The following is a 21,627-nucleotide window of genomic DNA, read 5'->3' on the forward strand; positions in this document are numbered from 1 at the left end:
ACAACTTTCTCAAGTATCAAAATAAAACTAATACTCAAAAAAGTATTAATATCATCATGTATCATAAACAAAGTCTTAAAAATTGTTTTTTCAAAAATTAACAAAAGGTTCTCAGAAAATGTTTTCTGGGAACCTTTTTAATTATATTTATACTAGGTCGTTTTTCTTTTCACTAATGAAACCGGAATAGTAAATTTATGTTCTAAAATATTTTCTCTTTTCAGTATTTTTAATAAATTGGTAGATGAAACCCGGGCAATCTCTGAAGTATTCTGCCTAATTGTGGTTAATTGCAGCTTGCTGGCTACTGGGGTATCGTCAAAACCAACTATACTCAATTGTTCCGGTACTCTAATCCCCTCACCTATTGCGGCCTGATAAATATAACTTGCCACGTTATCATTGATGGCAAAAATGCCCAGTTTTTGATGTTCTTTCAGCAGCTTTTTTATCTGCTTAAATATTTTATCTTTAACTAGATAAATCTCGTCTGAATTAGTTTTAGAATTAATAATTATTGGTTTATTTATGCCACGGCTTTTGACCGTTTGCGTGAAACCCAGAATACGGCTCTTATTGCTGGAAAATTCATTATTTTTGTTTGTAAGCATAATAGGATAACAACCTCTATCAACCAAATGGTTAGCGGCTATCACTGCACCCGCGTAATTGTCAGAAGAAGCTGTAATTGTGTTGTTACTTAGTTTTGGTGACCGATCTATAAATACCGTAGGTAAATCTGCCCGATTTTTGCTTATTGCTCTTTGAGTAGAGATAACCACTAGCCCATCAACTATATGATTACTTAACTTCGCAATATATTTTTCTTCTATTTCCGCATTTCTTTCTGTATTGCACACAATAGTTAAATAATCTTTTTCAAAAAAATATTGCTCACATTTTTTAACTATAGCAGCATAATAAGCGTTAGTAATATCGGGTACCAGAATACCAATTATTGCAAGGCTACCCTTACGCATCCCTTTAGCAATTATATTCTGTGAATAGTGATTTTCCTTAGCTATTTTTATAATTTTATCCCTGGTTTGATCGGAAAACCTGCCCGTATTATTTAACACTCGCGAAACTGTTGAAACTGAAAAGCCACTTAAACGAGCAATATCTTTAATTGATTTTACTGCCATTCTGCAATTTATCCTAATTTAAATTCTATTTTTATTTTTCTAATTTTACTTTACATCTTGTCAACAACATTATACAATAAAAATGTAGTTAGCGGAAACGCTTGCATTGATTAACTTTGAGGCCTTTAACTTAGGCCTATAATTTTTACTGTTTGCGCAAACGTTACCGCATTTTTGTTATAAAAGCAGGAGGAGAAAAAGCGTGAAAATTAACGATTTAAATGTGCAAATTTATGCTGACGGTGCTGTAATCAGTGACATGGTCAAGGCCAAAGAAAGTGGAGTAGTTAAAGGATTTACTACTAACCCCTCATTAATGAAAAAAGCCGGCGTCACCGACTATCTTAGTTTTGCTAAAGAAGTATTGGCAAAAGTAACTGGTTTGCCTATTTCATTTGAGGTTTTCGGCGATGATTTTGACACAATGGCCAAGGAAGCTCGAAAAATTTCAGCTTTAGGCGAGAACGTTTTTGTAAAAATACCAATTACCAATACCAAAGGTGAATCTTCTGTACCTTTAATTAAAAAATTATCCGCAGAAGGAATCAAGTTAAACGTTACCGCAATGTTTACATTAGAGCAAACCAAGGATGTATTAGCGGCATTAAAACCCGGCTCGCAAAATATTCTCTCAATTTTTGCCGGTCGTTTGGCAGATACTGGCATTGACCCAATGCCGTTAATGAAAGAAGCGGCAAAACTTTGTCATGAAAATGGTAATGGCTGGCTTTTGTGGGCAAGCTGCCGCGAGGTGCTTAATATTTTTCAAGCCGAAGAATGCGGCTGTGACATTATTACCTGCACCGCACCCGTTATTGCCAAATTCCCACTAATTGGAACCTCTCCTAAAGAGCGTTCCTTACAAACAGTCCAAGACTTTAACAAGGATGTTAAAGCGCTGGGATTCTCCATTTTATAAGCTGCTGAAAATAAGAAAGTTGAGGCGTTAAAATGTTTTTATCTGCGTTATTAGTAGCTTTACTCGCTATTATTTCCCAATGGTGGTTTTTTGCCCCGATAACAAGATGTTTAACTTATCCATTAACCACCGGCCTTTTAGTAGGTATTTTTATGGGCAATCCAATGCTGGGAATGCTATCTGGTGCCACTATCCAGCTGGTTTATCTGGGCTGGATCAATACAGGCGGTGTAATGCCAAGTAACACTATGGTTGCCGGTATTTTCGGTACCGCATTAACCATTCTTTCCGGAGCAAATCCTAAATTAGCAGTTACCTTTGCTGTACCTTTCTCATTAATCGGGCTTTTAATGGTAGAAATCTACCAAAGCGTTAACTCATTTTGGGTTCACAGAGCTGATGCCGAATTGGCTAAGGGCAATGTTAAAGCTATCAGGTTTTTAAATTATGTACCTTCATTCATTGTGTCACTAATTGTCTACGGTATTCCTGCCTTTTGTCTAGTATATTTTGGCAAAGGCTGGGCACAAAGCATGTTACGCATGATTCCTAAGAGCTTAACCACTGCACTTGAAGTCGTTGGTGCTATCATGCCTGCTCTAGGTATCGCAATGTTACTTAATTACTTAGGTAAAAAATCACTAGTACCATACTTCTTTATTGGTTTCTTCTTGACCGCTTATCTTAAACTGGAAATTATGGCTATTGCTATTTTCGCGGGTTTATTAGCCTACTTACTTTACATCAATGAAAAATCCAGAACTACCGCTGCTAATGCTGCACCGACAAAGAAAAAGGTTAATAGACTAACTTTGCAAAATAGAACAGGAGCACCTGAAACTGTAACTCCTACTGCAGCTGAAAGTACTAGTATTGCTCAAGACATTTCCCCATTAAACTATAAAATTAAATTGACTCATAGCGACTTAGTTAAAACTTGGCTATGGGAGCAATCAGACGAGGCCTGCTATAACTATGAAAGGCTGCAGGCTTTGGGCTTAACAAATATGATGATCTACCCTATCAGAAAATTATATCCGCAAAACAAACAGGCAGACGAACTTAAAAAGTACATGGTATTCTTTAACACTGAACCACACATGGTTGGACCTGTTATTCACGGTATTGCACTTTCGATGGAAGAAGCACGTGCAAACGGTGCGAATGTGAGTGCTGAAGATATTAACGGTGTTCGTACAGGATTAATGGGACCCGCAGCAGGTATTGGTGACACAGTACAGCAAGGTATAATCTTCCCAATTTTGGCAAGTATTGGAGCCACTATGGCACTAGAGCGTAATTACTTTGGTCCAATTATGTTCACTGTCGTATTCGAATTGATTATCTACTCTATTGGTTATTTGATGTTTATGTATGGTTATAAAAAAGGTAAGGCTTCAGTTGTATCCATTTTAAAGAGTGGCTTGCTTGATAAAGTCACAAATGCGTTTTCAATTGTAGGTTTAATGGTTGTCGGCACTATGGCAGCCACTAGGGTAACAATTAAAACACCATTAATCTGGCATGTAGGTCAAAGCGTAATTAAGGTGCAGTCCTTATTTAATCAGTTAGCACCCGGTTTAATTCCTCTATTGATTACTCTGTTAGTATGGTGGCTTTTAAGAAAGAAAGTTAACGCAAGTATTATTGTTGTCGGCATTTTTGTAATAGGTATTTTATGTTCTTACTTGGGCATCTTGGCAACTATTTAAAGGAGAATTAATTTGATACAAATTATTTTAGCTAGTCACGGTCAATTTTGTTTAGGGTTAAAACAAACCGTGGAAATGATTGCCGGAAAAACAGACTACTTGGAAACAATTTCTTTTAAACCCGGTCAAGATCCTGATAATTATAGGGATAATTTCGAACAAGTACTAAAATCGCAAAATGACGAACCTACATTAGTACTAGTAGATTTAAAGGGCGGTACGCCTTTTAATACGGCAATGTATTTAAAACAAAAATATAATTTAGAAATAGTTACTGGGGTTAATGTGCCTATGCTTTTAAGCATTGTTACTAGTAGAACAGCAAAAAGTTCCATTAGCGATTTGCTCAATATCTGTTTAAATAATGAAAACTGGGGTATTCAAAATAGTAAATTAGGAGGAACACATCATGCAAAACTTAGTCTTAACTAGAATTGATGACCGTTTAATTCATGGTCAAGTCATGACCAAGTGGCTCAAAGAAACCGGAGCACAAAACGTTGTTATTGTGGATGACGCAACATCAAATAATGACTTTATGATTAACGTTTTTGAGCAAGCGGTACCCGAAGATATTGGTATTGGCATATTTAATAAAGAAGACGGCGTCACATTCTTTTCACAACCATTGGAAGCTCCGACCATTATCTTGGTTAAGGTTCCTGAAACTATCGAATATATGGTTGATCATGGTATTGACATCACAGAAGTTGACTTGGGAGGTATGGGAGCAAAAGATGGTCGCAGCACCCTATATCAATACATCTCTACCAGCCCAGCAGAAGACGAATGCTTCGAGCGTTTACTAAATAAAGGCGTAAATGTTTACGTGCAAATAGTACCGCAAAACGAAAAACAGCCAATAAAACCATTGCTCACTAAAAAGGATAAATAAATTATTTTATTACTTTTGCTAATAATTAAGAGGATCAGTTTTCATCATTTTGAGTAGAACTGGTCCTCTTAGTATATTTATAGCAACATTAAATTGACTATTCTGCCAGCTCTTGACGATAAAGCTGAGCAGTTTTAGAATCAAACGCACACATAATAATCTTCATTTGATAGTCGGCGTTCTGTTCCAGCCAAGTTCTGACGGTCGTAAAAGCAATGTGAGCTGCCCGTGATGCAGGAAAACCATAAGCTCCCGTAGAAATGGCGGGAAAAGCAATACTGTGTAACCCGCGACTTTTAGCTAAAGCTAAAGAATTTAAATAGCAGTTTCTTAGTAACTCATCGTCTTGTTTAGAACCCGAATAAATGGGACCCACAGTATGAATGACATACTTTGCCGGTAACTGATAACCATTAGTAATTTTAGCTTGTCCGGTCTCGCAACCATGCAATTGACGACATTCAGCTAATAATTTGGGTCCTGCCGCACGGTGAATTGCACCATCAACGCCTAAGCCGCCAAGAAGCGACTTATTTGCGGCATTGACAATTGCATCGATTGTTAATTTGGTAATGTCACCCTGAACGATTTGGAGATTTTCCATGATTTTAGCCTCTTTTTATTCTATTCTAAACCTAAAGCTATTTTTGCCAAAACAAAAATGCGATCACATTGTGGTCGCATTTTATGCGTTCAACTTCATTTTCTTTAACATTTTTCAGTTAAAAGTAAGACTTGGTACGGTTTTCTTGGAAGATGAAATTTGTCTTTGTTAGTAATTTCAGCCGCAAAGTCTTGTGTTGTTTCTGTCCAAGCATTAATTAGTTTGGCAGTATATTTTTTGTTTTCAGGTAAAAAGTCCAAGATAACAAATTCAGACCCATTGTCGCCAAAATAAATCAGCCACTTATCTTCTTCAGGGGTTGAACCAACCGCATAATCCCAGTGGGGACCGGATGTAGCTTGAGGCTTTACCCAGCTAAAACCGTTATCTTGGAGCAAGTCATTTAAGAAATTAATTTTCTTTTGACTTTCTCCGTATAACTTACCTCCATGTGCCCACCAGATCGGTCGGTCAGTATTAGGCTTGTCAATGTAAGTTTCGCCGTGTGTACAACCTCCACCACGCAAGATGACCCGCCAGAAGCTGTCCATCATTCCTTGAGCCGTATTATCACCCCAGCCAAATTCAATATTGCCTTCATAGCGGCATTCATCAACCACTACCGGCTTTTGGTATTCAGCAATCCATTTAGGCACCATGAATAAATTATCAGTTTGGATACTTAAGTGCGTGATCCACGGCTTAGTATGATCATACCAATTTTTAATTGTGTCTTTATGCTGAGGGGGATCATAAAAGTTATGGATTGATTCCAAGTGGTTAGACGGATCTTTCTCACAAACATACTGTCCGATTACATCCCAATCTTTTAGCGGAATTTGTCCACACATATCCATTAAATCGTACTCATTGGCTAAAGACCACCAAACATTCTTATACGATGCCAAACGTGCAACTATATATTTTACATATTCTAAGTTATTCTTCAGCCCCATACGGGCAAAGCCCCAGCGGTCATAAGGGCTAAATAAAATCAGATCAGCTTCGATTCCCAGCTCATCCAGTTTGTCAATATTATTCTCCAGGTTTTGGAAGTACTGGGGCACTGGACGGGTAAAATCAAAGCCAGTATTGGCACCATCAAAGACCCAATCAGTTCCTCCGCGCTTAACATTAGGCTGACCTGCGAAAGGATAAATTTCCGGTTCATTATTGTTATAGTCATAGCTTTTCGGAAAAACCAGCATTCTAATTTTATTGAAACTATTCTCCTTTAAAGTTTGAATAGTCTGCTTTTGGATATTTGCTGGTTGAACAGTCCAAGCATAAGCTGTCGTGCCAAATGGAATAAAACCTGTGCCGTCCGCATAGGAGAAATGAGTTTTACCGGCAACCCGAACCGGCCCATGATTATTGCCTTCTGCATCTGTAACTGTAAAATGAACCTCTTTTTTATCAAGAGCAGGTATATTAGAAGCTGTAGTCAGGGTATATTCGCCCACTTGTTCCGGCATATACCTAATCTTGTAAATACCATTGCCATCATAAAAACCGTCAACGGTGACAAAATGATTGTTATGGTTGATCGTTCCAGTCAAGTTGACATCTCTAAACGGATTACCATTTTTTGGTCCATCTAGGGATAATTCATATCTGTGCCATTTTTCAATTGTCGTCATTTTAAATAACTCCCCTCTTTAAGCTACGCCACATTTCTAGCTTTATTATTGCCTTTACTTCTAAGAATTGCCATTATTACAAAAACAACTGCTATTAGGCCCAATATACCTGCACTAATCTTCATTTGATCAACCGCCGTACTTAAGCCTGTTATTTTGCATAAGCTTGAAATAACATAAGGAGAAGCAAATGCACCTAAATTATTGCAGACTTGCGCAATTGAAATAATCATATTACTGATTGAGCCGTCAACTTCTCCCAAGATTGTGTCATAAACATAAGGGATAATTAAATTGGCAATCATCATTAATAGTAAACCGATAAAGAAAATAGCCATATTGCCTGCTTTTGAGCAAACAATAAAACCAACCGCACCACAGGCAACTGCTACTGCCGGGGTAAAGTGCTTTAACATCTTAAAGATTTTCGAATATGCCATAGAAATCACTGCGCCAATTAGGCCCGCAATTGCGATTTCTGTAGAAAGTGCACCCTGATTGGCAAGATGATTCTGTTCAATAACTAAAGCCGAAGCTGTAGCTTCAACCATAAAAGCTGAAAAGAATAGAAACAGCATCAAAAAGGCAACATATATTAAACCGGGTATTTTAACATGCTTTTTCGTTTGGGTTTTATTCGCTGCAGCACTTTGTCCTTCAACAGTCGTTTCCTGCTCCATTTTTGGTGTGTAGCCCATCATAAAGAGAACTAAGAACGGAATTATAATTAAAAAGTACAAGAAGGTTGCTTGCCATTTGATTCCCAAAAGCAAGCCGGAAACAAAGGTCATCGAGCTGTTACCCAGAGTCCCCATAGCTCCTTGAATACCAATTAATGTCTTTTGTTCTTCACCACTAAAGCAGTCGCCAATTAAAGAAACGGCAAGGGATGTAAACAGCCCTATACCTGCTCCAACCAGCAAACGGCTAATTACAATAATAGTAAAATTATTAACAAAAAACGGAATAATACCACCAATTACAGCTACAATCATGCCTATGATTACGGTATTTCTTTTACCAAACCACTTAATGACAGCATTGCTGAACAAGATGAACAACATGATTGTGAATGATGGAATAGTAAATAATGCCTGCACCGAAGTCACAGATTCATGGGGAAAAGATTTGGCAATTAAAGGTATCGCCGCCAGGTTAGAACCAGCAACCTGCAAAAAAAGTGAGATCCCCAAAATTCCTACTTTGAGTTTCCAGTTACCCTTATTTTTCTCCCGCAAATTTTCAACGTTCATAATTAAACTCCTTTCTAAAGTATTAGGTTTGACGTTGATTTACATTTTTATATTATCTTGTAACCGGTTACAAAGCAATAGCGATTTACTTAACTATGACTAAAATAGTATAAATTAATTTATGAGTTATAATAAAAATGTAACCCATTACAGTAATTAAAAAAGGATCAATCATGTCTACTATTAAAGATGTAGCTAAATTAGCCGGAGTTTCTGTAGCTACTGTTTCTCGAATTATTAATGATTCGCCTAACGTCAGCCCTGCTACTAGAAAAAAAGTCGAACGAGTTATCAAAGAAATAAATTATCAGCCTAATCAAGTAGCACGAACTTTATACCAAAAAAAATCGCGGATGATTGGCATCATCATCCCCGACCTAAACAACCGTTTTTATGCCCAAATTATTGACGGCATTCAATCTATTCTCCAAAAAAAAGGCTATTCTGCGCTAATTTCTTTTAGTGCCAATTCAAATAAAAAAAACTATTTGAATTTTATTAACGAGTTCCAAAAAAATAATATTGACGGCATTATCACTGCCGCTTTTGATATGCCTGCTAATTTAAACTTGGCAACACCTCTTGTAATGTATGATAGCGCTAATATTGATGATAATGTTGCCCGCATAGTTTCAGACAACATCAAAGGTGGCAAAGACTGTATTTCTCTATTGCAAAATCAAGCAACTAGGGTAATGATTCAGCATTGGCCGCTGAGATTGCCAACAGTAAGGGAAAGAGTAGAGTCACTAGTTAACGAGCTAAACAAGCTTAATATTCCCTACATACTTAAAAAGGTTTCCGAAACCGATCCTGAGAAAGCTGCGCAAGAAGTCTTAAAGAAAAGCAATCGTTTTGACGCTGTAATTGCAGTTAATGATATCTATGCTGCGGAAATCATTAAGGAAGCTCAACGGCGTAATCTTAAAATCCCAGCTGATTTTCAACTTATAGGCTATGATAATAACGTGCTATGCGAATATACTACGCCTACAATTTCTACAATTGACCAACAGCCAAAATTGATTGGTCAAACTGCAGCAAGGCGATTATTAGATTTAATCAATGGAAAGAAATCTAGTCAAAATAGTATTATTAACGTCATTCCTATTAAGAGAAATTCGACATATTAAATAAAATAGGAGCTTAAAGTCTAACTTTAAGCTCCTATTCATTTTTATTAATAATCTATCAACAATTGGTTTTATTATTTGTTGTAAACTTGCTTCTTAAATGAAGCTACATTATTCTTAGTAATAATCTTGACTGCTACCTTGTCGTTCTTAGGAACCTTCTTATTCTGGTAGTGATCGTAAACCTTTTGAACAGATTCTTGACCTATCTTATTCCATTGCTGACCAACAGTAGCCGTAATTTGACCCTTTTGAATTAAATTCAAGCTGGCAAGAGTACCATCAAAACCAATGATAGTTATTTTCTTGTTAGCTGCTTTAACAGCTCGAGCTGCACCAACTGCTTCTTCGTCGTTTTGAGCAAAAATACCTTTAATATCACTATGAGCTTGTAAAATGTTTTCGGTAACGGTCAGGGCCTTGGCACGGTCAAACTGAGCGGTCTGCTTAGTCACAATATTTAATTTCTTATCACCAATACTATCAAAGCCTTTACCACGTTCACGTGTGGCAGAAGCTCCAGGAATTCCTTGAATTTCAGCAATTTTAGCATTTTCGCCTAATTTTTCAATTAACCAATTAGCAGCTTTTTTACCTCCGGCAATATTGTCAGAAGCAACTGTTGAAACTACTTTACCGGAGTCAGCACTACGGTCAACACAGATTACAGGAATTTTAGCATCATTAGCTTTTTTAACTACTGTAGAAATAGCTGAAGAATCACAAGGGTTGATAATTAAGGCATCTACCTTTTGTGTGATTAAATCTTCAACGTCGTTATTTTGCTTTGAAGTATCATTATTTGCGTCATCGATGATGACTTTTGAACCATGCTTTTTAGCATAGTCACTAATAACATTCTTTAAATTAACAAATGCGGGGTTAGTCAATGTTGAGATAGACACACCAATTTTCAAATCTTTTGGTGCCTTCTTTTCTACTTTAGAAGACGAACCCGAACTGTTGCTTAAGCCTGTGGAACCACAGCCCGCAAGTATTCCCCCTGCTAAAAGCAAGACAGAAGCTGCAGTAGCAATTTTCATCAATCGTTTGGAAAAATTTTTAATATTCATCATTATTTCTCCTCTAAAAATAATTTTATTCCCTGTTCTTTTGTGTTTGGGAATCAATCATAACCGCAATTAAAATTACGACACCTTTAACAATTTGTTGATAGAAACTATTAATCCCGAGTAAATTCATACCATTGCTTAAAGAAGCAATTAACAAAGCACCCACGAGAGTCCCTGCCATTCTTCCTTTACCGCCCATCAGGCTGGCACCACCAATAACAGTGGAAGCAATAGCGTCCATTTCATAAGACATACCTGCATCGGGCTGGGCTGAGCCTAATCTTGAAGTTAGTATAAAGCCAGCCAAAGCCGCAAATAAACCAGAAATCGTGTAGATAATAATCAATAATTTCTTAGTTTTAACACCGGCCACAAACGCAGCTTTTTCGTTGCCGCCTAACGCGAAGGTCTTACGACCAAAAGCAGTTTTATGAAGTAGAACGTAGCAAATAATAAATGCAATCAGAGTAATAATTACTGGAAATGGAATACCAAATAAATAGCCTTGCCCTACAAATTGGAAGAAAAAGCTGGTATTCATTTTACCGCCAGTAATAGGATTACCACCTGTGAAGACATATGTGGCACCGCGCCAAATAGTCATAGTAGCCAAGGTGGCAATAAAGGGGGTAACTTTGCCCCAGGTGATGAATACACCATTGAGAGCCCCCAATAAAGCTCCGATTGCAAGGCCAATTAATGCGGCAAGCCAAGCAGGTGTGCCTCCTAGAATCAAGCTGGCACTGATAGCTCCTGTGAAAGCCAAAATAGAACCGACAGATAAATCAATACCGGAAGTAAGAATAACAAATGTCATTCCAAAGGCGATTAGAGCGTTGACCGATGCTTGACGAAGCAAATTTAATAAGTTATTTGGCGCAATAAATTGAGGGTTTAAAACTGTAATAATAATTACTAAAATTATTAAAGCCACGAGCGCCATGTATTTCGTAAAATCAAATTTCTTTTTTGTTGTTTTTGCCTTGTCCATTCTACTTTCCTCCTGTAGCTAATTTCATCACTTGTTCTTGAGTTGCACCTTGGGCATTAATGACGCCCATTTGTTTACCTTCATACAGCACTTCAATACGATCACTCATACTAAGAACTTCAGGCAGGTCACTAGAAATCATTATGATGGCTACGTGTCTGTCGGTTAACTGATTCATCAGTTCATAAATTTCTTTCTTGGCACCTACGTCAACTCCACGAGTTGGTTCATCCAAAATTAAAATCTTGGAGCCGCTGCCAACCCATTTAGCTAAAACAACCTTTTGCTGGTTACCGCCTGACAAGCTGCCGGCCGTTACTTGCGCATTATTAGCCTTCACTGTTAACCGCTTAATCAGCATGTCAGCAAATTTGTCTTCTGCTTTTTTGTCAATAATGCCATGCTTACGGAAAGTATCAATACTTGGCAGGGCAATATTATCTTCTAAAGATTGTTCAGTGATCAGACCCTCATTTTTTCTATCTTCAGTTAAAAAGCCAATGCCTTTTTTAATGGAGACGCTGGGACTGGTCAATTTTGTTTCCTTGCCAGCCACATAGATTTTACCGGAGCTTAATTTATCAATTCCAAATAAGGCCCTCATGGTTTCCGTTCTGCCAGCTCCCATCAAGCCGGAAAATCCTAAAATTTCTCCTTCGTGGACTTCAAAACTGATATCGTGAAACTTCTTGCCTGATAAATGTTCAGCTTTTAATGCCACTTCTCCCAAATGCGGGTGGCGGCCAGGATAATAGTCGCCAATGTCACGCCCTACCATGTCGTGAACGATTTGATTTTCGGCAACGTCTTTGGTCTGATAAGTGTTAACTGATAAGCCATCACGCATAACTGTTACCCGGTCACATATTTGCCAGAGTTCTTCCATTCTGTGCGAGATGTAAATAAAGCCGACGCTATTAGACCTTAATTCTCTAATAGTTTTGAATAAAATAGCAGTTTCATTCTCAGTCAGTGCGGCAGTAGGCTCGTCCATAATAATTATTTTGGCGTTAATCATCAGAGACTTAGCTATTTCCACCATTTGCTGCTGACCTACAGTCAAGTCGCCCATTTTACTGTCAACATCAATGTCTGAACCCAAATTAGCCAAATACTGCCGGGCTTCTTTTCTCATTTTCTTTTGATCAACTAGGCCCAGCTTAGTTTTAATTTCTTTATTCAAAAACATATTATCGACAACGCTCATTTCGGCAAAGTTATTCATTTCTTGGTGAATAAAACTGATGCCATGATGTTCCGCGTCTAATGCGCTGGCGTAGGTAGTGTCGTGGTCATCAACTTTAATTGAGCCCGCGTCTTTTTTTAGTAAGCCAGTTAAAATATTCATTAAAGTAGACTTGCCGGCGCCGTTTTCGCCCATTAACGCATGGACTTCGCCAGAATGAACGTCAAAATCCACACCCCGTAAAACTTTATTGGTTCCAAAAGATTTTTCAATCCCTTTCATTTCAATTTTCATGAAAAGGCTCACCTCCTAAAAAATCACACCACTTTCGAGAATTACGTTTGAGAAAGGTGTCTCTTCTCCTGTTCGAATAAAAGCTTTTGCCCTGCGTAAATCCTGCTTTAATTCACTGTGAGGAATAAACTCAATTTCAACGTTTGGCAAAATTGCTTTAATGTTTTCTAACTGCTGTGGGTTCTGTTTCTTAATTTCCTCAGCAACATAAACTTTTTGCACAGCCAATTCTTTAAGAACTTCTTTTAAAACTTGCGTAAATGAGGGAAGGTTGGCAGAAACTGCCAAATCAATTTTTTCTGTTTCTGGCGGTACGGGCGTACCCGCATCACCAATTCCTAGCCAATCCATGTGCCCCATATCAGCCACGACACGAGAGATATTAGAATTTAAAATACCTGTTTTCTTCATATTAATCTTCCTTTCCGTACACCTGCTCAACCTTTTCTCTGGTAGGAATTGAGGGTTGCGCACCCATAACTTCAATGGTGATTGATGAAGCTTTTTGACCATAATCAATCGCTTCAAAAATATTTGAAAAATCTGGTTTTAATATGGATGCCATTGCACCAACGAAAGTATCTCCGGCTCCCGTAGTATCTACTACATGAACTTTGTGTGCAGGAACTAATTGGCTGATGGAACCAATTGAACAGTGTACTCCGCGCGAACCTAAAGTAATTAATGTTACTTTTACTCCCTTTTTCTTAAAATACATGTCTGTTTCGTGCATTGCATTTTGGTCTTTGACTTTGATGCCTGTAATAAAGGCACTTTCTGTTTCGTTAGGAGTAATAATGTCCGTTAATTCCAGTAGTTCATCACTAATTTTTGCGGCTGGAGCAGGATTTAAGATAGTTATCACGTTATGTTTTTTAGCAATCTTAAAAGCCTCAAGAGTTGCTTTAATTGGCGTTTCAAACTGCGCAATAATGTACTGAGACTTTGCAATCACATCTTCTGCTTTAACTATCTGCTTATGACTAATTAAACTGTTAGCTCCGGCATAAACCAAAATACTGTTTTGCCCATTCTTATCAAGCAAAATTGTAGCCGCACCTGTTTGCTCGTTTTCTTTAACTTCGACGTTAGCTAAATCAATGTCTTCCTTGCCCATTGTTTCCAGCATAAATTTTCCTGCAGTATCGTTGCCTACTGCGCCGATAAAATGAACAGTAGCACCGCTACGCTGTGCAGCCACTGCTTGATTAGCTCCTTTCCCGCCACCAGCATACGTTTTCTTATTTACTTGGAGCGTTTCACCAGGTAACGGGATATGAGTAATGTGATAAGTAGTATCTAAATTGATACTGCCAAGAACCGAGATATTAATACTCATGTTTTCCCCCTCTCACTAAAAACAAGTATTAAGCTTTATCTGACTTAAGGCTTTAATATACAGAGCCTTACACAAATTTCATTATCCCAGTTAATGCAATCGCTTTCAATAGCAGTTGATAATAAAATTTTATTTTAGTTTTGGTTTAGTTGCCGTTAGAGCACAAAAAAAGGAAGAATATAGGAATATTCTTGCCTTAACAATTACTAACTTTAAAAAGTAATTTTTATTTATCAGTTAAAATTGATTCATAGTCGCCGTACCAATATGCTGCAACTTTATCTTTAATCGGGTCAAAATAATCTGGCTCAACGTTAATGTACTTTCCTGCTTCAGCAAGAATTGGCACAACGTCGGCACGGACGCCAGCCATGTGGTGAATATAAGGACCATAGACATATTTTGTTTCAAAACGGTTTAGATCATTAAATTCAAACCAAGCATAAGTTCCTTGTTCATACGGACCCGCACAAGTTTTAGCATTGCCCAGCAGCATAGAATACTTGCCGTGGTCACCGTCAAAACGAACTAAGGTATAAGTGCCGTCTTTAGCCTGAAAAGCAGCAGAACCGGGATAATCAAATACAAAGTGCGATGGTGGCAAAACCGGACGGTTTTTAGCCGTTTGGAAAGCAAATGTACCCAGATGTTGCAACAATTCGCCGTTTTCGTTTTCAGGGTGGCGGCAGTTGACATCAGCAAATAACGCTCTTTCATCCCCAAGCGTAGCAGATTCTGCCAAGACTTCTGAAATTGCCCCGTTAATATCGGTCTCACAGGTTACCGGCAGTCCTTCTGTTTGGAGCAAAGCCTCAGAAGCATACGGCAAAATTCCGATTTCACGCTGCAGCTCCGTCCAGCATTGAATAGTGCCACAGTTGCAGCCATATTGTTTCATTTTATCTTGCATAGCCAATTTCAAGGCAGCGACTTTAGTAAAATCATCTTCCTTAATTTTAATATCTGCCCATTTTCTAAAAGTATCTTTAGTCTCTGAAATGCGCGGATCGTTATTCTTAATTAAATCATTCATATATGAAGTAAGCTCACCTAAGGGGATTGGTGAAAGTTGGATACCGAATTTTTCCAATAATTCGCCTTCATTGACAATAACTGACCAAAAATCAAAGGGACGAGGACCTATCTGCAAAACGCGGGTATTCCTAAAAGTTTTCACAACATTGCATACCTTCACAAAATCAATTACTCCGCGGCTGAATGACGGATCAGCAATATCGCTGTTTCTAATATAGGTAAAAGGAACATTAAAGTGACGCAGAACTTTACCAATAGCAAATAGACCACATTGCGTATCGCGCCTCCTTGAACCGTCGGGAGCCGGTGCCTCGTCTTTTGGCCCCCACAAAAGAACAGGTACGTTGAATTTAGCTGCCAGACGTGCAACTTCATACTCGGTACCAAAATTTTCGTTTGCAATAAACAAACCATCAATAGCCGCCGCTTTAAATTTCTGGGTTATTTTTTCGAGTCCGTCATCATCATAAAGAAGTCCATCATCATTAACTTCTTTAATATCAACGTAGTTAATTCCCAATTCATCTAATTTTTTTCGGGTTTTATCTGCAAATTCAATCGCTGCTGTTGCTGAGAAAATGTTTCTTCTAGTTGGTACAAAGCCAATTTTTATTTTTTGTAAACTTTTATTATTAACCATTAAAAAAAGAGCCTCCTAATTTTTTATATTTGTATTCGCTTCCAAAGCAAAATATAAACTAAACTAGAAGACCATTCAATACTGTTTTTACTTAATTAAACTAAACTATTTTTATAATGATTCCCTCTTAACCAATTTGGTTGAGATAAAGCACTTTTGGGGCAGCCAATTGTGGTCAGCAGCTTTGTTTTGTAATTGATTAATTGCTTGGCTGACAATCTGCGTTATCGGGACGTGAATCGTTGTTAATTCCGGCGTAACCATCGTGTCTTCAAAAATATCATCAAAGCCCATGATTGCTATATCTTGGGGCACTCTAATTTTTTCTTTGGTAAATTCTTTGACCAAACGCAGGGCCATATAATCATTTTCACAAAAAAGCACTTCAGGAAAAACTTTGCTCAAATGGATAAATTGCGGCAAGGCTCCTCTAAGTTCAGTAGGATTTAAGCTAAAAATAAATTCCGGCGGAATTTCAATGTTTTTCTCTTTTAGGGCCTGGGTAAAGCCTGCCCGTCTTTGCGCAAAATTGGGAATACTATGGTTAGAAGCAACATAGCCTATTTTCCGATAGCCTTTAGCCAAAATATATTTACCTGCTAAATATGCCCCCTGAAAATTATCAATTGAGATAAAATCGGCATTTACATCTTTAAAATACGTATCAATAAAGATCACATTTTTTAGTTTTTGATTTATTAACTTAACTTGCTTTTTATTCAGATCGGTTGCCAGTACAATTGAAGCCTTAGACTGCAGCAGTGCTGTATTTTCATTCAGATTATCTTGCAAGTGATTGATATCCAGTTGCACAATTTGGACTTGTCCGCCAAAACCGCCAATATTTTGCGTTAAGTTAGATATTAAGGTGTCAAAAAAGGGCAGGCTGGCATAGCTCCGATTCATCATTCCAGCTCGATCGCGAATAATAATCAGACTGATACTGGCCAATTTGCGAACCCCGCCTTTTTTATGTTTACGTAGCGGCTCATAACCTTGATCTTTAATAACCTTAAAAATCTTTTTTCTAGTTTTTTCGCTTACACCCGGCTTGCCATTTAAAGCAAAAGAAACAGCGGCTTTAGAAACGCCCGCTATCTTTGCAATATCACTCATTTTTAGGTTCAAAAAATCATCTCTTTAATAATATTGTTTACTAATATAAGCTAAACTAACTAATCAATATAACTAAACTAGTTATAAGCATGATACTCTATCAGTGTAAGCAATTACAAGTAATTATTTTTGATAATGAGGTGTTTTCATGAATATTCTTGAATTAAAAAAGAAGGCTGTTGCACTAAGAAAAAGAACATGGCAGCTAATCTATAATCACCAAAACGGTCACACCGGTTCTGACTTTTCCTGTGCTGATATCTTAGTTGCTTTATACTATGCGGTTATGAACCAAAACGCAGAAAATATTGGTCAAAAAGATGTTGACACGTATATTCAAAGTAAGGGTCATGCTGTTGAAATCTGGTACGAAATTTTAGCTGATAAAGGTTATATAGATCGCGTTGACCTTGAAAAAAGGTACTCTACTTTTAACAGCCCCTATATTGGCCATCCGACTACCGAAGTTAAAGGCATGGAATTTCATACGGGCTCTCTGGGTCATGGGCTAGGTTTAGGCGTTGGTGTCGCTCTTGCAGCTAAGATGAAGCAGTCACGCAAACACATTTACGTTTTAATGGGTGACGGTGAACAAGCTGAAGGATCAATTTGGGAAGCCGCAATGGCAGCTGGTAATTATAACTTAGACAATCTCACGGCCATTATTGACCACAATGACCTGCAAATTTCCGGCACTACCGATTCAGTGATGCGCTCAAACCCGCTAAGCACCAAATACCGTGCATTCAACTGGGATGTTTTGGAAGTTAATGGCAATAATATGGGCGATATGGTTAATATTTTAACCAAACCAAATGACACCAACAAGCCACGCCTGATTATTGCTAATACGGTCAAGGGCAAAGGTATTTCAGCAGCCGAAAACAGAGCGGATTGGCACCATAAAATTCCTACTGCAACTGAATACCAAGCAGGACTACAGGAATTAGATGCACAAATGGAGGCGTTAAATAATGAATAAGTTGGATGAAAAATTAACTGCAAATGCAGTCATTGCAAAAACGCTAAACGAGGCAACTACTAGCGATCCAGATTTAATAGTGGTCACATGCGATTCTCGGGGATCGGCAGGACTATTTCCTTTCACAAACGCACATCCCGACAGAACCATAGAAATGGGCATAGCTGAACAAAATGCCGTAACTGTAGCCGCAGGTATGGCTCATGAAGGTATGCATCCCTATGTCTTTTCTCCAGCTTCATTTCTGGCCATGCGAGCAATTGAACAAGTCAAAGTCGATGTAGCATTTAACCGCAATAACGTTAAACTCATCGGTATTTCTGGCGGTAATTCATACACTTGGCTGGGAAATACCCACCATTCACTTAACGATGTGGCAATTACGCGGGCAATTCCTGACCTAGAAGTCTACCAACCATGTGATAAATACCAAATCAAAGCACTATTCAATTATCTGCTTAAGTCAGATAAACCTGCTTATGTGCGCATTGGTAAACGTAAACTAGACAATGTTTACCACGAAGACTTCCATTTCACTCCCGGCAAGGCCAAAGTAATTCTCCCCGGTGAAGACGTTTGCTTAATCTCTACTGGCGAGACATTATACTTTGCTCTTCAAGCCGCTAAAGAACTGGCTAAAGACGGCATACAAGCTGCAGTGGTTGATCTTGCTTCAATCAAGCCGCTTGATACCGAAATGATTGCCAACTTAGCACAAAAATTTAATTACTTAGTAACTATAGAAGAACATGACGTTATTAACGGCATCGGCGCCGCCGTAGCATGTGAAATGGCAAAGTACGGCCATGCCAAACTTAAAATTTTGGGCTTTCCAGACGAACCGGCAATTCAAGGAACACAAGATGAAGTCTTTCATTATTATGGACTTGACACTGCCGGCATCAAGAAGTCTGTCAAAAGTTTTTTGTCTAAATAGAAGCTGGTAATTTATGCCTGAAAAATATGTTTTAACAATCGATCAGAGTACACAGAGTACAAAAGTTCTTCTTATTGATCAAAATAACCAGATTTTTTGGAAAACCAGCTTACTTCATAAACAAATAGTTAGCAAGAACGGATGGATTAGCCACGATCTAAGTGAAATTAAGACTAATTTGAAAAAGCTCTTTGAAGCTGCCCTTATGCAGGTCAAACCAGACCAACTGACAGCCTTAGCAATCACAAATCAACGTGAATCTGCAGCTGCCTGGTCGAAAAAAACGGGCGCGCCTCTTTGTAACACCATAGTTTGGCAGGACAATCGTGCTGAGAAACTGATCAAATCTATCTCTCATCCAGAATTAGCAGAAACAGTCAAAACAAAAACCGGCCTGGCGCTCTCGCCCTACTTTACCGGAGCTAAATGGGGCTGGATGCTGCTTCATGAGCCCAAAGTAATTCAAGCACAGGAAAAAGGCGATCTCTGTTTAGGGACTATGGACAGTTGGTTAATTTACCAGCTAACTAATAAAAATAGTTTTAAAACAGAACCTTCAAATGCCTGCCGGACCCAGTTAATGAACATCCATACGGGAAAATGGGATCAAGAGTTAGGAGCTATTTTTGGTATCGCAATTGAAAGCCTGCCTGAAATCGTTGACTCTAATTCCCACTTTGGTAATACGAATTTATTCGGATTGCTTAACCACTCTATCCCGATCATGAGTGTTCTGGGTGACTCCCAGGCTGCGTTATATGCTCATGGCTGTTTTAATGCAGGAGATTTCAAAGTAACCTTTGGGACAGGTTCTTCCGTGATGCTCAATATTGGCAGCAATCTGCCGCGAAGTATTCAAAATAAGCTTAATACTTCGATTGCCTGGTCTTTAAATGGGCAAACTTCCTATGTGCTTGAAGGTAATATTAATTACGCTGGCGCCTGCATTACTTGGCTAAAGGATAACTTAAAGCTGATTAGTTCGCCTAAAGAAACCAGTAATTTAGCATTGGCAGCTAATCGCAACGATCACACCTGTTTAATCCCGGCCTTTGCGGGACTAGGCGCTCCCTACTGGCAACCGGATATGAAAGCAGCTTTTGTTGGAATGACGACCATCACTGGTAAAAACGAACTGGTAAAAGCGACCTTAGATTCATTAGTTTACCAAATAAGCGACACCATTAGTGAACTGAAAAAATTATTTCCGCAAATTAACCGGGAGCTTAACGTTGATGGCGGGATGATTCAAAATCAATATTTAATGCAATATTTAAGCGATATTACCCAAATGCAAGTTAAACATGCTGCTATTTCAGAATTGAGTGCCTTAGGAACAGCTATGAATGCCATGAACCATAATAATAAAATAGCAGCAGTTAAGGTTTATTCACCTAAAATGAAGTTTTCACAAGCACAACTATACCGCAAAGACTGGGAAAATTGGCTTAATATCCTTTCAACAAAGCAAAGCGCATTATAAAAAGAGCACATTTTTGCTAATTTAATTAAGACAATTACAAATCTTATTATGAAAACGTTAAGATAGTTGGCACACATGCAATGCAATTGTCGTATACTAAAAAGAGATAGGTTCAGTAAATCATTAGTTTAATTAGTAATTCTGAATCAATATTCTTACTCGGAGTTATTTTAACGATGCGCAATGATATCTTTATTTATGTCTATGACGTTATTTTCATACTTCTTTTTATGAGCGTAGTTTGTAACTGCGCCGTTGTTTATAACTTATCAAAAAAGAAGCTCTTTTTACTGTTGAAATGGCTATTTATCTCTTTTATTTTTGAAAGTACTTTTGAAACAGGCTATGAGTTTGTAACTCGCAGCATTATTGCTGTTGGCAGTCGAAAAATAATCTTAAACTACTGGTATTTGCTGGTGGAATTTACCATTACTTTTGGTGAAAATATTATTACTATCTTCTGTCTTAACGAACTAACTAATATGAATAAAAAGTTACCTGTGATCCCAATAGCCAATATTTTGGCGCTAACTTCTTTAATCCTAGAAGTAATTTTTCTTACTACCCTCAATTCAGCCGATTGGTATATTACAGGTAAAAGCACTAATCAAATCTGTCAGTTCATTATTTTGCTGCTTTTTTGTCTGCCCTGGAAAAAACTGCCCCAGAACCAACAAATATTTTATATTTGTTCGTTTATCGCGCTGGGATTGTCTTTAATTGAAATTGGTGCCTTTTCAAAATGGCAAAGACTTATCGATGTTAAATTTCCGTTTTACGAAAATCACGTCAACCTGATTGAAGACGGTTATTATTTTATTTTAGCTATTGTTATTTTATTTATTACAAAACACGAACATGAAGAATACACCCACAGGCAAGTGGAAAATTTGGTGCAACAACGGCTTAGTGAATATACTGTGCAAAAATATGAAAATAAAGATTTATCTTTTCAAAAAGCAGAAGTTCACGAATTCTGTGATCATTATGGCTTGACCAAAAGAGAAGTTGATGTCTTGCTGTTAGTTTTGCAAGGTGAAAGCAACCAAGCAATCGCAGATAAACTTTATATTACCGTTGGAACTGTTAAGGCTCATGTCCATAATATCTTAAATAAAATGGAAGTTTCCCGCAGAAGCCAACTGATTAATAAATTTTTGAATTACCATTAGACATTCATTTTACCTTGTAACGCCGCTATAGCGGCTAAATCCAGGTTCATTTTGAAATATGAGCCTGGATTTTTTAAT

Annotated in this window: 20 protein-coding genes; 9 read left to right on the top strand and 11 right to left on the bottom strand. The window is 37.9% G+C overall.

All coding sequences use genetic code 11. The annotated features are described in order from the left end of the window. Positions 1–152: 152 nt before the first annotated feature. Entirely contained in the window at positions 153–1,145 is a 993-nt protein-coding gene (locus LACWKB8_RS08270) for a LacI family DNA-binding transcriptional regulator (protein ID WP_038524505.1), read from the bottom strand. A gap of 208 nt (positions 1,146–1,353) precedes the next feature. Between LACWKB8_RS08270 and LACWKB8_RS08275 the strand changes: the two genes are divergently transcribed. From LACWKB8_RS08275 to LACWKB8_RS08290, 4 genes are read left to right on the top strand one after another with little or no spacing between them, the layout of a single operon-like run. Next, complete coding sequence (locus LACWKB8_RS08275) at positions 1,354–2,064, top strand: transaldolase (RefSeq protein WP_207204697.1); 711 nt, start codon at positions 1,354–1,356, stop codon at positions 2,062–2,064. 32 nt (positions 2,065–2,096) lie between these two features. After that, positions 2,097–3,776 carry a PTS system mannose/fructose/sorbose family transporter subunit IID gene (locus LACWKB8_RS08280; RefSeq protein WP_038524511.1) on the top strand — a complete coding sequence of 560 codons (1,680 nt, stop codon included), beginning with the start codon at positions 2,097–2,099 and terminating at the stop codon, positions 3,774–3,776. Between the two features lie 12 nt (positions 3,777–3,788). Continuing rightward, positions 3,789–4,208 carry a PTS sugar transporter subunit IIA gene (locus LACWKB8_RS08285; protein WP_038524514.1) on the top strand — a complete coding sequence of 140 codons (420 nt, stop codon included), beginning with the start codon at positions 3,789–3,791 and terminating at the stop codon, positions 4,206–4,208. Next, a complete protein-coding gene (locus LACWKB8_RS08290; protein WP_038524517.1) occupies positions 4,186–4,671 on the top strand; it encodes a PTS sugar transporter subunit IIB in 486 nt (161 codons plus the stop codon). Before LACWKB8_RS08285 ends, LACWKB8_RS08290 begins: the two co-directional genes overlap by 23 nt. Before the next feature lie 97 nt (positions 4,672–4,768). On the opposite strand, the gene LACWKB8_RS08295 is transcribed toward LACWKB8_RS08290, so the two are convergent. From LACWKB8_RS08295 to LACWKB8_RS08305, 3 genes are all read right to left on the bottom strand, one after another. After that, positions 4,769–5,275: an O-acetyl-ADP-ribose deacetylase gene (locus tag LACWKB8_RS08295; RefSeq protein WP_038524520.1), complete on the bottom strand. Its 507-nt coding sequence runs from the start codon at positions 5,273–5,275 to the stop codon at positions 4,769–4,771. Positions 5,276–5,379: 104 nt separating this feature from the next. Continuing rightward, on the bottom strand, positions 5,380–6,915 hold the full coding sequence (locus LACWKB8_RS08300; RefSeq protein WP_038524523.1) for a DUF5060 domain-containing protein: 1,536 nt from the start codon (positions 6,913–6,915) through the stop codon (positions 5,380–5,382). A 23-nt stretch (positions 6,916–6,938) separates the two neighbouring features. Continuing rightward, positions 6,939–8,168, bottom strand: coding sequence for an MFS transporter (locus tag LACWKB8_RS08305; protein ID WP_038524526.1), 1,230 nt, complete (start codon positions 8,166–8,168; stop codon positions 6,939–6,941). A gap of 173 nt (positions 8,169–8,341) precedes the next feature. Here LACWKB8_RS08305 and LACWKB8_RS08310 point away from each other — a divergent pair, with 173 nt between their 5' ends. Further along, positions 8,342–9,301: a LacI family DNA-binding transcriptional regulator gene (locus tag LACWKB8_RS08310; RefSeq protein WP_038524529.1), complete on the top strand. Its 960-nt coding sequence runs from the start codon at positions 8,342–8,344 to the stop codon at positions 9,299–9,301. 74 nt (positions 9,302–9,375) lie between these two features. Here LACWKB8_RS08310 and LACWKB8_RS08315 read toward each other — a convergent pair whose 3' ends face one another. The 7 genes from LACWKB8_RS08315 to LACWKB8_RS08345 all read right to left on the bottom strand — a co-directional run bounded on the left by LACWKB8_RS08315 (position 9,376) and on the right by LACWKB8_RS08345 (position 16,987). After that, on the bottom strand, positions 9,376–10,368 hold the full coding sequence (locus LACWKB8_RS08315; protein ID WP_370448321.1) for an ABC transporter substrate binding protein: 993 nt from the start codon (positions 10,366–10,368) through the stop codon (positions 9,376–9,378). Positions 10,369–10,399: 31 nt separating this feature from the next. After that, entirely contained in the window at positions 10,400–11,365 is a 966-nt protein-coding gene (locus LACWKB8_RS08320) for an ABC transporter permease (protein WP_038524535.1), read from the bottom strand. 1 nt (position 11,366) lies between these two features. Then, positions 11,367–12,845: a sugar ABC transporter ATP-binding protein gene (locus LACWKB8_RS08325; protein WP_038524539.1), complete on the bottom strand. Its 1,479-nt coding sequence runs from the start codon at positions 12,843–12,845 to the stop codon at positions 11,367–11,369. Positions 12,846–12,860: 15 nt separating this feature from the next. Then, positions 12,861–13,256, bottom strand: coding sequence for a D-ribose pyranase (gene rbsD / locus LACWKB8_RS08330; RefSeq protein WP_038524542.1), 396 nt, complete (start codon positions 13,254–13,256; stop codon positions 12,861–12,863). A gap of 1 nt (position 13,257) precedes the next feature. Then, positions 13,258–14,184, bottom strand: a complete 927-nt coding sequence (rbsK, locus tag LACWKB8_RS08335) for a ribokinase (RefSeq protein WP_038524545.1) — start codon at positions 14,182–14,184, stop codon at positions 13,258–13,260. 226 nt (positions 14,185–14,410) lie between these two features. Beyond that, positions 14,411–15,859, bottom strand: coding sequence for an L-fucose/L-arabinose isomerase family protein (locus LACWKB8_RS08340; protein WP_038524547.1), 1,449 nt, complete (start codon positions 15,857–15,859; stop codon positions 14,411–14,413). A 111-nt stretch (positions 15,860–15,970) separates the two neighbouring features. Continuing rightward, positions 15,971–16,987 carry a LacI family DNA-binding transcriptional regulator gene (locus LACWKB8_RS08345; RefSeq protein ID WP_038524550.1) on the bottom strand — a complete coding sequence of 339 codons (1,017 nt, stop codon included), beginning with the start codon at positions 16,985–16,987 and terminating at the stop codon, positions 15,971–15,973. A 136-nt stretch (positions 16,988–17,123) separates the two neighbouring features. Here LACWKB8_RS08345 and LACWKB8_RS08350 point away from each other — a divergent pair, with 136 nt between their 5' ends. From LACWKB8_RS08350 to LACWKB8_RS08365, 4 genes are all read left to right on the top strand, one after another. Continuing rightward, the gene (locus tag LACWKB8_RS08350) at positions 17,124–17,957 is read left to right on the top strand and encodes a transketolase (RefSeq protein ID WP_038524553.1); all 834 of its coding nucleotides are present in this window, start codon (positions 17,124–17,126) and stop codon (positions 17,955–17,957) included. Beyond that, a complete protein-coding gene (locus tag LACWKB8_RS08355) occupies positions 17,950–18,894 on the top strand; it encodes a transketolase family protein (protein WP_038524556.1) in 945 nt (314 codons plus the stop codon). Before LACWKB8_RS08350 ends, LACWKB8_RS08355 begins: the two co-directional genes overlap by 8 nt. A 13-nt stretch (positions 18,895–18,907) precedes the next feature. Then, the gene (locus tag LACWKB8_RS08360; protein ID WP_038524558.1) at positions 18,908–20,377 is read left to right on the top strand and encodes a glycerol kinase; all 1,470 of its coding nucleotides are present in this window, start codon (positions 18,908–18,910) and stop codon (positions 20,375–20,377) included. A gap of 176 nt (positions 20,378–20,553) precedes the next feature. Continuing rightward, on the top strand, positions 20,554–21,549 hold the full coding sequence (locus LACWKB8_RS08365) for a response regulator transcription factor (RefSeq protein ID WP_038524561.1): 996 nt from the start codon (positions 20,554–20,556) through the stop codon (positions 21,547–21,549). Positions 21,550–21,627 lie beyond the last annotated feature (78 nt).

It is taken from the genome of Lactobacillus sp. wkB8 (genome assembly GCF_000761135.1).
Taxonomy (GTDB): domain Bacteria; phylum Bacillota; class Bacilli; order Lactobacillales; family Lactobacillaceae; genus Lactobacillus; species Lactobacillus helsingborgensis.